Genomic DNA, 14,049 nt, shown 5'->3' with positions numbered 1-14,049 from the left:
TGGAATTAAAAGAGTCCCATTTTCTAACCCAATTAACTTTTTGACTAAGAGGCTTGTTGTTTATTTAAGTTAACGGATGTTGAGACAACGTTTTGAATCTGTTCGAGTTGATCAAGCAACTCCCCCATGTTGGTATGCGGTTCGACATCAATCTCTAAGGTCATGGAAACACTGCCATCAGATTTGTCCGTGCGCGTGTCTGAATTGTTAACGTTAATATCCCATTGCGTTAATTCCATCATGATGTCTCTTAATAACCCTTTTCGGTCGAAAGCAAGAATTTGCAATGTAGCTTCATACGTTGTCTCTTGCGGCTCAGCATTGTACCAAGCCACCTCGATTAAACGTTTTTGTTCCTCAAACGTTAGATTGAGGATATTGGGGCATTCCTTTTTATGAATCGTGACCCCGCGGCCACGTGTCACATAACCGACAATCTGATCGTTTTCTGTCGGTTCGCAGCAAGGCGCGATGGTGGTTTTAAGCCGTGGCGCACCAATAACAAAAGCCTTGCCCGGTTCCGCTGATTCTTCTGGAGGGAAAGAGGGTGGACGTGCTTGTGGTTTGTCTTCTTCAGGCTTAATCAGTTTTTGAATGGCATTTGTCAACTGACGTTCGTTGATTTGTCCTTTTCCAAGCGCTTCGTAAAATTCATCTAACTGTTCATACTTAAAGCGCTCAGCCACTTCTTCTGCTGAAATGTGCTCAGCATGCAAGCGACGGGCTTCTTTATTGAAAAGGGTTTCTCCCGACTCGGTGTTGGCTTCTTTATTCTGCTGGTTGAACCAGTGTCGAACTTTGGCGCGTGATCGACTGCTACCTAAATAATGCAGATTAGGGTTTAGCCAGTTTCGGTTCGGCGTGCCGCCTTTGACCGATAAAATTTCGACTGTATCGCCGGTATTCAGCTGGTAGGTAAGTGGCATGATTTTGCCATTGATTTTGGCGCCACGACAACGATGTCCTAATTCAGAATGAATTTGATACGCAAAGTCCAAAGGTGTGGAACCTTTGCTCATAGTAATGATTTCATTTTTAGGCGTCATGACATAAATATGTTCAGTCAGAAGTTCAGTACTGATTTCATTTAAAAGATCAGGATTGTCATTATATTCAAGCATTTGCCGAACTAAGTTAATACTCTGTTCAAGTGCCGGGTCAATGCTCTTGCCACCTTCTTTGTAACGCCAGTGAGCTGCCACACCAAATTCTGCATGCCGATGCATTTCATATGTTCGAATTTGAATTTCGACGGTTTTATTTTCTGAGCCGATAATGACGGTATGAATAGATTGGTATCCGTTTTCTTTTGGATTGGCGATATAGTCATCAAATTCTTCTTTGATATAAGGCCAGCGGCTGTGAATCATGCCTAATACTTCATAGCATTGCTGCACTGTATCGACATAAATCCGCACGGCTCGTAGATCAAAGAGTTCATCAATCGGCACGTTTTTGCGGGACATCTTTTTCCAGATGCTGTATATGTGTTTTGGCCGGCCCGAAATGTGGTGCTCAATACCACTGTCTTTAAGCATCTCTTCTAAAGAATCAATAATGCCTTGGATATAGGCTTCTCGACCCAAACGTTTGGCATCGAGTTGTCGGGCGACTTCTTTGTAAGTATCGGGTTGTAAAAAACGGAAAGACAGGTCTTCCAGCTCCCATTTTAATTGTGCAATCCCCAGCCTGTTGGCCAAAGGCGCGAAGATAAATTGTGTCTCGGAAGCAATTTGTTGGCGAATGGCTTCTGGTTCGTTTTTTAATGTTCGTAAACGCGCCACTCGGAAAGCAAGCTTGACAATCATGATACGAATATCCGATGTCATTGCGAGCAGCATTTGTCGCAGACGCTCTGTTTGCACTTCATTGGAAGTGGTTGCCGGGTGGAATTCTTTGAAGTGGTTCAGGCGCCGAACCCCCGTTACCATTTGAGCAATATGATCGCCAAATTCGTCAGAAATTTTTTCGATGGGATAACGTTGTTCTAACCCCATATCACTGATTAATGTTGCAATAAGAGTATCGCGATCAAGTTTTAGGTCAGAAAGGATAGTTGCGGCGTCGATGCTTCTAACCAGGCCTTTATGTTCTTCTTTCTCGGCTTCAAGCGCCATTTTACAAGCTTGTAGCGCAAGGGGGTCTGATTCATCGGTTTTGAAAATTGTTTGATATAGTGTTTGAACGGAATCCATCTTAAAACCTTATTTTCTTCTACAGGGGATTTTAAGCCAAAATCGTTCTTCAGTGGCACTAAATGCCGAATGAATACGTAAAAACTAGAGGGTTATTTTTTCTTTTCAGATAACATGGTTTTTGAAGTGTCTTTCTTTGCATCTAATACTAGGCTTCCAACTTTCCAACCGGCTTCTACCTTAATATTTGAATCTTCAGCGAAAATATAAAACTCTTCTTTGGGAGATATTGCAAAAAGAGGAGTGGCTTTATCTTGCCAATACTCTTGGTAGTCTTTAAAAGAAAAGTTTTCAGTAATATTCGTCACTCTTACTTCCGCTCCTTGGTTGATGAGGTTAGATAGCATTGGCCAGGTCACTTCATCTCCAAAGAGTACTCGAGGATTGAGATTGGTACTTAAACTTTTTTCTTCTGATATTTCTGAAGAGGGTACGGTGCTGAGTGCATAAATGTTTTCGGGGCCAAAATCCGCTCTGAAATGCGTGTAATACAAAGGATGTAACTCAGACTTAAAATCCATTAAAAGCATGACTTTATAAGGGTTGATGTCGAGATATAACTCGGCTTTTTTACTGAGAAGATCTCCATAATAAGTTTTGATGCCATGCATTTTGGCTTCTTTATCAGCTGCTCGGCTTTGAGTGGCAATCATGACTTCAAGCCCTTGGTCTTTTAGTGCTTGTGCGATGGCAATGGAGACTTTATTGGCTCCTACGATCAGTGCGCCCTGTGTGTCAATATGGGAAAGTTTGAGTTTTCGAGCAAGAAAACCGGCGGTTAATGATTGAAACAATACCGTGCCCATTATCATGATAAAGACTAACGGTAAAATTGTTTCCGCTCCAGAGATGCCGTTTTCTTCCAGCCGAATCGCGAATAAAGCCGAAATGGCGGCGGCTACAATACCTCGAGGAGAAATCCATGACAGTAAAATCAATTCATTAAATTTTAGCTCTTTACCTCCAATGGTGGAAATAAAAACCGAGAGAGGGCGGGCTACAAACTGAGCGATGACCAACAGTAAAAGGGCTGACCAGCTTAATGAAAATAACAGGTCAAAATCCATCCGCGCAGCGAGCACGATGAACAGCAATGAAATGAGTAAAACGGTTAAATGCTCTTTGAAGTCCAAAATGGAATGCATGCTGATATCTTTTTGATTCGCGAGATAAACCCCCATGACCGTAACGGCGACCAGGCCAGATTCATGTGAAATCTGATTCGAAACTGTAAACATCAATAGCACGACGGTTAAACTGAAAAAATTCGTGAGGTAGTTTGGTATCCAATGGTTTTTTAAACATTTTGCAATAAACCAGCCTCCTAGAAGCCCTAAAGTGGTCCCGATGGCAATCAGTTCCAAAAATGTTAGCAGTACATCGGTATGATTGGCGGAAGATACGATAAAGACATAAACCAGAATCGCGAGCATTGCCCCAATGGGGTCGATGATGATGCCTTCCCATCGTAATACACTACCAACCCGCTCGGTGATTTTCATTGACCTCAACATCGGCATAATGACGGTCGGGCCTGTTACAGTGACAATGGCTCCAAATAAGAAGGCAATTGGCCAGTCAAGAGAAGCTAAGTAATGTGCCCCGACCGCCATGACTATCCAAGTAATCAAAACGCCAATGGTGGTTAAGTTTCGAATGTAATACTTAACCCCTTTTATTTCAGAAAACCGCAGTGTCAGGCTGCCTTCAAATAAAATAATGGCCACCCCGAGTGAGACAAAAGGAAACAGTAGATCTCCCAGCAATATATCTGGATTCAACCACTCTAAAACAGGCCCTAAAATAATACCTGTTAGCAGTAAAAAGATGATGGCGGGCAAGCGAAGCTTCCAGCCAAACCATTGCGAAAGCATGCCGAAAAGAACTAATAGACTTAGTTGTAAGGGGATGGAAAGATATTCAAACACAGGCAGCCCTTGTTCAGTTACTGAAAAGATATAATACCTTTTAATAAAACACCTTACTAGGGACAGTTCACGTTATAATTTGCTTAGTTTAACGGCTTAATAGAGCCATGCCAGCAATAAATTGAGGCCTATTTAAGGTCTGTAATATATAAAAAGTAGATTAATGTCGCTCAAAAATTCTTTATTAACCCCAAATTCATTACGTTCCAGTGCTTCTCAATTCAGTGTCGCGCCGATGCTCGATTGGACCGATCGGCACTGCCGAGTCTTCCATCGTCAACTCACAAAGCATGCCTGGTTATACAGTGAAATGGTCACGACGGGCGCTATTATTTACGGCAATAATTTAGAACGTTTTCTTGGACATTCGGAGATGGACAGTCCTGTGGTTTTGCAACTTGGCGGTTCGAATCCAGAAGAGTTGGCTCATTGTGCCAGACTTGGTGAAGAGTGGGGTTATTCCGAAATTAATCTAAATGTAGGGTGTCCTTCCGATCGTGTTCAAAATAATATGATTGGCGCATGTTTGATGGCGCATCCAAACATTGTTGCGGATGCGGTCAGTGCTATGAAAGCTGCTGTTAAAGAGATTCCTGTGACCGTTAAAAGCCGTATCGGGATTGATGAGCAGGAAGACTTTGACGCTTTGGTCGAATTTGTTTCGGCCATTCAGGCAGCCAGAGTGGATGGTGTAATTATTCACGCGCGTAAAGCTTGGTTACAAGGGCTGTCCCCGAAAGAAAACCGAGATGTGCCGCCCTTGAAATACGACTGGGTGCGCCGAATCAAAGCCTTGTTTCCCGAATTGGAGATTGCCGTTAATGGAGGCATTCAAACCCCGGAAGCCGGGCTGAATTTTTTAGAAATTTTAAAGGACGATGCGCAATCGTTGCCCGCTGTCGACGGTGTTATGCTTGGGCGGGCGGTGTACGAAAAGCCTTATTTATTGACGGAAGTGGATGCGCTTTATTATGATGATGCTTCGCCTGTAAAAAGTCGAGAAGCGATATTGGAGTCGATGTATCCCTATATTGAAACTCATTTAACTCAGGGTGGGAAGTTAAATCAAGTAAGTCGCCATATGTTAGGGCTGTTTGCTGGCCTACCTGGTGGGCGAATGTGGCGTCGATACATTTCAGAAAATGCTTTTAAAACGGGCGCAGGAATTGACGTGTTGCAAGAAGCTTATCAGCGTGTGGCGAATGAAATTCAACGAATGGAAGAACAGAATAGATGATTTTATTAGAGGTGCCTTTTTCGGAAAAAGAAGCGGCTAAATCGTTAGGAGCGCGTTGGAACCCACAGGAAAAAAAGTGGTATATCCCTGATGAGCTAGAAAACGATTTAAGCGCTTTTCAGAAATGGCTACCTCTAGAGCAAGTGACACAAACGACATTATCGCCTGGGGCAGTGCCGGCTAATGAAAAAGAAAAAGGCGTTACCTTGTCACAACTGATGACTCAGGTTCAAGTGGCTTTACGCCAGTCTTTTCCAGGAGCCGTCTGGGTTAAAGCCGAAGTGGCAAACCTTAATGAACGTCGTGGCCATGTGTATCTTGAACTTTCCGAAACCGCCGAATCCGGTCAGCCCATTGCCACTTGCCGAGCCATGATCTGGCAGAGTAATGTTAAACGCTTATTGGAGCGATTTGCGCTAGAAACGGGATCTGAGCTGAAGCCGGGTCAAAAAATCTTATTGTTGGCGGAAGTTAACTTCCATGAAAAATTTGGCTTTTCTTTGGTTGTTCAGGACATTGATCCGAGCTTCACGCTTGGAGAATTGGAGGCTAATCTCAATAAGATTCGCCAGCAACTGATTGCAGAGAAGTTATATGATCTAAATAAAGCGTTTCCGTTCCCAGAAGATTTTTTTAGAGTGGCAGTGATTGCGCCACCTAACGCAGCAGGCCTGGGCGATTTTAGAGCGGATGCCGATTTGCTGCAGGCCTCGAATTTATGTGAATTTAAATATTTTTATACCGCTTTTCAAGGGGAGCGCGTTGAAGCAGAAATGCTGGCGGCATTTGAAGCGTTTAATGGGCTGCATGCCGCCAATCCATTTGATGCGCTCATCATTATTCGAGGTGGTGGGGCAAAGCTGGATTTAAATCCGTTGAATGTTTACAGCTTGGCAAAACAAATTGCCCAAACCACGATTCCAGTGCTGACCGGTATTGGTCATGAACGGGATAATACGTTATTAGATGAAGTGGCTTCGACCCGGTTTGATACCCCGAGTAAGGTGATTGCCGGAATTCGGCACGCCATTTTCAATCGTGCACAAAAAGCGCAGCAACATTGGCTGTTGATTGAGCGAGCCAGTCAGCTGTATGTGCAAAAACAAAAGCAGAGTCTTGCCGATTTGGAAAAGACCGTACAACGTCAGAGTTTAGCGATTACCGACAAGCTGAAGCGTACTTTGGCACCCTTGAATTATCAAATACAGCGCCAGAGCGTTAGTTTGCTGCAAAATAAAAAACACCAGCTGTCTCAGTTAAATCAAGAAGTTCATTATCAGGTAAATGGTGCCTTAAGTTTGCAAAAACAACAGCTTAATCAAATAAATCAAACGATAAAAACGGAGCCCTTTATGTGTTTGGAGCAGGCTAAGAGTAAAAATAAACAGTGGATTGGCTTTATTTTAAGCTCCGGTCCTAAAACACAGCTTAATCGTGGCTTTGCGATTATCAAAGACAAGCAGGGCACACCGATTAAAACAGCTCAAAAAGCGCGCCAGCAATCTCAGATTGATATAACCTTTAGTGATGGCATCGTTCAGGCCATTCCCATTGACGAAACGTAATATAGGATATTCGTATGGCAAAAGTAAATAATGCAGAAAGTTATCAGCAGAATTATGCAAAATTACAGGAAATTGCTCAAAAACTGTCTCATTCAGAAGAAATTGATATTGATGAACTGGTTCCGATGGTGGATGAAGCCACGAGAGCTTACCAGGTATGTCAGTCCCGAATTGAAGCGGTTGAAGCGGCTTTGAATAAGCGTTTGGATCAAGAATCTGATGATGAAAATGCGACTGAAAGTATTGAATAACACCGTTGAGACGTTTTTATGAAGCAAGCTACAATCTACCATAATCCTCGTTGTTCCAAGAGTCGTCAAACGCTGCAAATCTTGCAAGACAATGGCGTCAGCGTTAATGAAGTGCGTTATTTAGACATGCCACCCAGTATTGAAGAGCTAGATGCTTTATGCCATGCAATGAACATTACACCACAGGAAATAATTCGAACCGGTGAAAATTTGTTTAAAGAGCTCAAGCTTTCTTTAAACGATGACAGATCGAGAAATGAATGGCTCGAAATTTTGGTCGAAAATCCTAAGCTAATTGAAAGACCGATTGTTAAGGTGGGTCATCAAGTGGTAATAGGAAGACCACCAGAAAATGTATTAACCATCCTGTAATGTAATGAATCTCCAATTACATACTCATCCATAATTTCTTTTTTAACATAAATAATGACCAGGCCTGGTCATTATTCTAATGAATTACGTTATTGCTTAATTGTTGATTTTGAAGCAGAAGAAGAGTGTCTGTGTATCAATTTCTTTATCAAATATTGAATTTAACATAATATACATTATGCGAATATATTAATAAAGGGGATGAATAAGACTTAAATTATTAAAAATAACGCGGAGTATCTTTACGAATGAGATTTACGTATGGAAAAGTTTATGGGTATTTATTTGATGGGTATTGGTTGGTTGAGTCTGGACATCACTCTTTGAATATCCAGACCTTGTTGTGTGAATGAGTTATATTGACTGATACTTTTTATTTAAAGTAATCCATGTGTTCGCTTAGCATTATCATGATTGGTGCCATTGAAACGATAGCCATTAAAATCGGTACCCAAGCTTTAGGCTGATGGTGTTTAACACCCATTGCACCGGCAATGACGGCTATCGGTGCGGCAATCCAAGTAATTGGTGGAAATACAAAAGCGAAAAAGATTGCGATAATCCCTGCAACCATCCCTAGTGTTGCCTCGTTTCCTGGGTTGTAGGACTTAGTATCACGCATATCATCAGGCATGGTGCTGGATGACTCTATTCGTGCCATAATCGTCGAAATCTCGGCTTCAGATAGTTGATTTTGTGTTAATTCTAGATCCGTCATCCCTAACGTAATTTTTTGATTACGATATAGACTCTTAATTAAGTCATTCCAGTTTGCATCATCTGGTAATTGATCAACGATTTCATGCGCTTGTTGCTTGATTGACACCTTGTCACTCCTCTCATTATTTTTGTATTATTTACTTAAAATCAAAATTTTGGCATGTTTTTTTAAACTTATGCCAAGGATCATACCGTTTTAAGTCATTTTAGATTATTATATAACCATTATTAAGATACTCAACCGATAAATCATTTCAGGGCAAGGAGATTCTATCTATGGCTTTAATGCCAGGTTTACAGATTAATATAGGTCAACAGCTCAAACTGACTCCCCAACTGCAACAATCTATCAAAATTTTGCAATACTCTGCACTCGAGGTTCAGCAAACCATTTCGACGACGCTTGAAACAAATTTCATGTTAGAACTTGATGAGGATGGTCCAGATGAAGCTGAAGAGTTTGATGCGGCCGATTCTGAATATGAAGAAGAGCCAATAAATGAAGCGAGTGAGACGGAATTGGATATCGAATCTTCCGATACCCTTTCGGATGATTTGCAGGCGGATTATGAATGGGAGGAGGTTTATATAGACTCCCCTATCTCGAACTCTATTAAGTCCAGTAATAATGATGACTATACGGCTCCTGAGAATTATACGTCGGCTGAAGTGACACTCAGTGAAAAGCTTTACTGGCAATCTGATATTTATTCCTGGTCAGATTCTCAAGAAGTTATAGCCTCTTATATTATTGATGACATTGACGATGAAGGTTATTTGAAAACGCCTTTGGAAGACATTATGGCGTCGATTCAAAAAAATGAACCGGACTTAATCATTAGCATAGCCGATATTGAACAAGTGCTTTTTGTTATTCAACAATTTGAGCCGACGGGTGTAGGTGCTAGAAATTTATCGGAGTGTTTGATTCTTCAGCTTAAGGCGCTTCCTCAAAATCCTTATGTTGTGACCGCCATTAAAATCATTGAAGAGAATTTTGATCTACTCAGTGTGCGCGATTACAAGCGGATTAAAAAAATCTACCTATTGAATGATGAGGAATTGATGGAAGTCATTCATGTCATTCAGGCGCTCAGTCCGCGTCCGGGGAGAGAGTATTCTTCCACACAGGGTGAAATTGTTATTCCTGATCTGAAACTGTATCGTTCTAAAGATGGATTTATTGTGGAATTGAATCAAGATGCCTTCCCGCGTTTGACTATTAATTCTGCTTACATCGATATGGCCGGCAGTTTGGGCGCAGACAATTCAGATACCAAACAGATAAAAGAACAACTGATTGAAGCGAAAGGATTGATCAAAAGCATTCAAAGTCGCGGCGAAACTTTGCTGAGAGTTGGTAAGTATATTATTGAAAAGCAAGCTCGCTTTTTTGAAGAAGGTGAACAAGCAATGCAGCCAATGGTGTTGCGTGATGTTGCTGAATCTTTAGAATTGCATGAGTCAACCATCTCTCGTGCGACTAATCAAAAATATATGCAAACCCCAAGAGGTACGTTTGAGTTGAAGTATTTCTTTTCAACCGGGGTCTCTCAGTATGGCAGTGATGATCAATCCGCCATCGCGATTAAGTCGCATATTAAACAGCTAATTGAAGGGGAAGATCCTAATAAGCCATTAAGCGATAATAAATTAATGGCTTTGCTGGAAGAAAAAGACATCAATGTGGCACGCCGAACGATTGCAAAATATCGTGAAGCACTGCATATCCCCTCTTCCAGTGAACGTAAAAAATTGAATAAATTTAAATAGTTAGGTAATAGGTTTTAAGTAATTATGATTCCAAAGCAAGCCGTTGAGCACAGACAAGAAGTAGCACAGCAACAGTGGGAAGCGCAAGCTGATTTTAATGAATACATGTCTGCGGTGAATCCGCCGATGCCAAAGATTGATGTGGTCGATTATCCGTCCAGTTTGCATCAGTCTGGCGATACTCGAGTGATTCCTTTTGATCTTTCTAAAAGCTTGGATGTTGCCTACCCTGCGACCACGCCTAATTTAATGGCCAATTTCTTGAAAATTAACCCGAATGACACCTTGAAAACGCAAGTTGAGGCGACTTCTCAGATGTTTTTTGTGATTCGTGGTTCAGGGCGAACGCAAATGTCTGAAGGAACCATTGAGTGGAAAGCGGGAGATTTGTTTACTTTGCCTGCCGTCACGGATGCTTTGCATACGGCAACTGAAGACACAGCGATTTACTGGGTACATGATGCGCCTTTGTTGGAGTATTTGGGGGTTGTGCCTAAAACAAAACGTTTTGCACCGGTTCTTTACACCAAAGAGCGTTTGGATAATGAGTTGGATAAAATTCGAGAAGAAGCGGCAGGACGAAATCGCACAGGAATATTACTTTCAAACCCTAATTTTCCGCACACGTTAACGCTGACGCACACTTTGTGGTCACTTTATAATGCTTTGCCGGCAGGGGTTGTGCAAAAACCGCATCGACATAATTCGGTTGCGCTGGATTATTGCGTGTCTGCCGGACCCGATACTTATACCATGATTGCTAAAGAGATTGATGAAGATGGGAATCTGATTGATCCGATTAAAGCGATGTGGACACCCGGTTCTGTTTTTGTCACTCCACCAGGTTGGTGGCATTCTCATCATAATCATTCAGATCAGGATGCGATTGTGCTGCCGATTCAAGATGCTGGAATCATTATGAATATGCAAGTATTGGACTTTCAATATATCAAATAAATTGCTTAAATAAGTGGAACAATCGACCTCTTTGGAGTAGCAAACTATGTTAAACACTGATTACACCATCAGTATTATTGAAGATGATCCATTGCAACTGGAAAACCTTGAAACAGCTTTAATAGAACAAGGGTTTCAAGTGAAAGCCTTTTCGGATCGAAAATCGGCTGAAAAAAGCTTTGATGTGAGTCTGCCGGATTTAGTCATTTCCGATATTATTTTGGGTAATGAAATTGACGGTGGTTTTGAGCTTGCGAAGCACCTGTTGTCTTATGAACGCGCGATACCGGTGATATTTCTGTCGGAAAGACAATCTGAGTTTGATATTTATACCGGGCATGCATTAGGTGCGATTGATTATTTACCCAAGCCAATTAGCTTGAGCGTGTTAACCGCAAAGGTTAAAAACTTGCTTCGTATCACGGGTTCTAGCCCTGCCATCGATAAAAATGAGCAATCATTGATAAAAGGGTTGGATTTAGCAAATGAAGAGTTCAAAGCGTATTGGCAAGAAAAGCCATTGGATCTCACAGCCACTGAGTTTGAGATGCTGAAACAGTTCGCCTTAACCGGCGAGCGAGGCGTTGTGACGTATGATACCTTGCAGGAGTCTACTCAAGGAGTGGTTGAGCGAAATACCATTAACACACATATTTGTCGAATCCGGTCGGCTTTTAAGAAAATCGATCCTGAATTCAACTTAATTCACAATGAATATGGACGAGGGTACAGCTGGCACAAAAAATAACCAGGCCTGGCCAGTTTTGACTAATAGGATTGTTTAAAAAAGATTATGCAAAAACCGGCCTTTCGTCTTCGATTATCTATTCGAACAAGATTCTTTATCTTGTTGTTATTATTAACTGTTTTACCCTTTTTGGCCTATAAGTTTGCTGTGGATTTGCACCGATTGCTTTTGAAGAATCAAGCAATCATTCAACAGCAGACGGTGATTAATTTATCCTATATTCTGGAAAATAGAACCGATTTATGGGCGTTACAAATTCAGGCTGGTAACCCCACCAGTCAATTGTCCCATCTGAATCTAGAAAAATCCGTTCTGTGGATTGTGAATGAATATGGGCAAGCCACTTATGTGGTCGGTCATTTGCCGAACTATAATTCGTTAGAAAAAAATAATGACCCTTTTAGTTTGTTAGGGCATTATTTAATTAAAACGTTTTCAGCAATCATTCCTTATACCTTGCCCTACCCTTATCCCCAGAGTAAAACACCAGAAATTGCTTTAATACGACAAGCGATTAATGGACGAACCTTTCAGCAGTATCGTATGGATCGTAACAACCAGCCAGTATCCTTAATGTCGGCCACCCCTTTAAGAGTAAAAAACCAAATTATTGGTGCTGCGGTTTTAGAACAAACGATGGACAGCTTGCTCTCTGAGTCATTAAATTACTTCTATCGTTTGATTGGGATTGGCGGACTTGTTTTCTTAATGGTGATTTTGGGTGCCATTTTTTATACGGCATCGCTTTCGAACCGCATCGTCCGATTAGATAAAGATGTTCGTAATACCTTTGATAATTATGGCAAAGTAAACCAGTTGTCTTTTCCTGACACTCGAATTCGGGGCTATCACGATGAACTATCTGACCTAAGGCATCATATTTACGAAATGCTGACCCAGCTTTCCTCTTACGAGCGATACTTAAAACAATTACCAAGAACATTAAGGCATGAAATTCACAATCCTTTAAACCGTCTATCGATGTCTTTGTCATTGCTGGAGAAAGATGTTGAACATAAGCAAGTACGTTATTCAAAACATGCTTTAGAACAGTTAAAGCAAATTATTGCTTCTTTGTCAGAGGCCTCTAGTATTGAAGACAGTTTACATTCGCAAAGTCCAGAACCTTTCGATATTGGTGAAATGCTAAAGCACTATCTAGAAAGTATTCAGGAAACCAATGATAAAAAAGAAATTTTGGTGGACTATCAGTTGAAGCCGGAGACCTATATTCTAGGTGATGGTTTTATGCTAGAACAGCTCATGGATAAACTTATCAGTAATGCCAAGGACTTTAATGACCATCAAATGCCCATTAAGGTTTTAGCGAATCAGGTGGATAAAATGATCATTATTCGAGTTCAAAACAGCGGCCCACGGCTTCCCTCTGGTTATGAAAAGCAGATTTTTGACGGTATGATGTCCATTCGTGAAGTGAATGCAGATGATCAAACGCACTTAGGATTGGGCTTGTTTATTGTGAAGTTGATAGCAGATTTCCATCACGGAAATGTTGAGGCTCATAACTTGATTAATGTTCAAGACAATGAACCTTATGGTGTTGAGTTTAAACTGGAATTACCTATATATCGATTGACGCATTAATCTGGTTTAATACGGCAATAGGATCTTTTGCCTGGGTTATTGGGCGCCCCACTACCAGATAGCTTGACCCGGCTGATATGGCATCTGCAGGCGTCATGATTCTTTTTTGATCATTTATGTCAGCATTTGCTGGGCGGATGCCTGGAGTGACCAGGCAAAAATCTTGTCCAATCTCTTTTCTTAACTCTGATGCTTCTTGCGCCGAGCTCACTACGCCGTCTAGCCCAGAAGAGTGCGCCAGCTTAGCCAAACGTAATACATTTTCTTTTGGGGTTCCTGTTAAACCAACTTCTGCCAAATCTTCGGTCTCCATGCTGGTAAGAATGGTCACGCCAATTAAAAGAGGTTGGTGTGAGTGTGAGGCCGATAAAATTGCTTCTTTAGCGGCTTCCATCATTTTCCGGCCGCCTAGGCTGTGAACGTTTACCATCCAAACACCCATTTCTGCAGCCGCGCGACAGGCCATGGCGACGGTGTTAGGAATGTCGTGATATTTTAAGTCCAAAAAAACATCAAAGCCTTGTGCAATGAGCTTTTCAACGAGTTGCGGACCGCCAAGTGCGAACAATTCTTTACCGACTTTTAAACGGCATAGTCGAGGATCAAGTTGGCGAGCAAAGTCCTCAGCCAATTCGGTTTTAGGGAAATCAAGGGCAACAACAACTTTTGGATCAGGTTGGACGGATTGGTTCATGGTT

Annotated in this window: 12 protein-coding genes; 8 read left to right on the top strand and 4 right to left on the bottom strand. The window is 41.6% G+C overall.

Annotated elements, in window-relative coordinates:
• Positions 1-44: 44 nt before the first annotated feature.
• Positions 45-2,195: a RelA/SpoT family protein gene (locus tag GHNINEIG_RS06400; RefSeq protein WP_135795875.1), complete on the bottom strand. Its 2,151-nt coding sequence runs from the start codon at positions 2,193-2,195 to the stop codon at positions 45-47.
• A 92-nt stretch (positions 2,196-2,287) separates the two neighbouring features.
• Entirely contained in the window at positions 2,288-4,123 is a 1,836-nt protein-coding gene (locus GHNINEIG_RS06395) for a cation:proton antiporter (protein WP_135795874.1), read from the bottom strand.
• A 163-nt stretch (positions 4,124-4,286) separates the two neighbouring features.
• On the opposite strand from GHNINEIG_RS06395, the gene dusA reads away from it, so the two are divergent.
• From dusA to arsC, 4 genes are read left to right on the top strand one after another with little or no spacing between them, the layout of a single operon-like run.
• A complete protein-coding gene (gene dusA, locus GHNINEIG_RS06390) occupies positions 4,287-5,360 on the top strand; it encodes a tRNA dihydrouridine(20/20a) synthase DusA (protein ID WP_135795873.1) in 1,074 nt (357 codons plus the stop codon).
• Complete coding sequence (gene xseA, locus GHNINEIG_RS06385) at positions 5,357-6,925, top strand: exodeoxyribonuclease VII large subunit (RefSeq protein WP_135795872.1); 1,569 nt, start codon at positions 5,357-5,359, stop codon at positions 6,923-6,925. The genes dusA and xseA overlap by 4 nt, the downstream gene beginning before the upstream one ends.
• A gap of 14 nt (positions 6,926-6,939) precedes the next feature.
• Positions 6,940-7,176: an exodeoxyribonuclease VII small subunit gene (xseB, locus tag GHNINEIG_RS06380; RefSeq protein WP_135795871.1), complete on the top strand. Its 237-nt coding sequence runs from the start codon at positions 6,940-6,942 to the stop codon at positions 7,174-7,176.
• An 18-nt stretch (positions 7,177-7,194) separates the two neighbouring features.
• Positions 7,195-7,548, top strand: a complete 354-nt coding sequence (arsC, locus tag GHNINEIG_RS06375) for an arsenate reductase (glutaredoxin) (protein WP_135795870.1) — start codon at positions 7,195-7,197, stop codon at positions 7,546-7,548.
• Positions 7,549-7,921: 373 nt separating this feature from the next.
• On the opposite strand, the gene GHNINEIG_RS06370 is transcribed toward arsC, so the two are convergent.
• Positions 7,922-8,374 (bottom strand): hypothetical protein, encoded by a 453-nt coding sequence (locus GHNINEIG_RS06370; protein WP_135795869.1) that lies wholly within the window; start codon positions 8,372-8,374, stop codon positions 7,922-7,924.
• A 170-nt stretch (positions 8,375-8,544) separates the two neighbouring features.
• Between GHNINEIG_RS06370 and GHNINEIG_RS06365 the strand changes: the two genes are divergently transcribed.
• From GHNINEIG_RS06365 to GHNINEIG_RS06350, 4 genes are all read left to right on the top strand, one after another.
• Complete coding sequence (locus GHNINEIG_RS06365) at positions 8,545-10,041, top strand: RNA polymerase factor sigma-54 (protein ID WP_135795868.1); 1,497 nt, start codon at positions 8,545-8,547, stop codon at positions 10,039-10,041.
• 24 nt (positions 10,042-10,065) lie between these two features.
• On the top strand, positions 10,066-10,998 hold the full coding sequence (locus GHNINEIG_RS06360) for a cupin domain-containing protein (RefSeq protein WP_135795867.1): 933 nt from the start codon (positions 10,066-10,068) through the stop codon (positions 10,996-10,998).
• A gap of 46 nt (positions 10,999-11,044) precedes the next feature.
• Positions 11,045-11,746: a response regulator transcription factor gene (locus GHNINEIG_RS06355; protein ID WP_135795866.1), complete on the top strand. Its 702-nt coding sequence runs from the start codon at positions 11,045-11,047 to the stop codon at positions 11,744-11,746.
• 99 nt (positions 11,747-11,845) lie between these two features.
• Positions 11,846-13,351 carry an ATP-binding protein gene (locus GHNINEIG_RS06350; RefSeq protein WP_223260848.1) on the top strand — a complete coding sequence of 502 codons (1,506 nt, stop codon included), beginning with the start codon at positions 11,846-11,848 and terminating at the stop codon, positions 13,349-13,351.
• Here the strand turns inward: GHNINEIG_RS06350 and pyrF are convergent.
• Complete coding sequence (gene pyrF / locus GHNINEIG_RS06345; protein WP_135795864.1) at positions 13,329-14,045, bottom strand: orotidine-5'-phosphate decarboxylase; 717 nt, start codon at positions 14,043-14,045, stop codon at positions 13,329-13,331. The genes GHNINEIG_RS06350 and pyrF overlap by 23 nt on opposite strands.
• Positions 14,046-14,049: the final 4 nt, after the last annotated feature.

The organism is Hydrogenovibrio crunogenus (assembly GCF_004786015.1).
GTDB classification, from domain to species: domain Bacteria; phylum Pseudomonadota; class Gammaproteobacteria; order Thiomicrospirales; family Thiomicrospiraceae; genus Hydrogenovibrio; species Hydrogenovibrio crunogenus.
The sequence above is the reverse complement of the archived record's forward strand: the minus strand, read 5'-3'. Positions and strand labels throughout refer to the sequence as shown.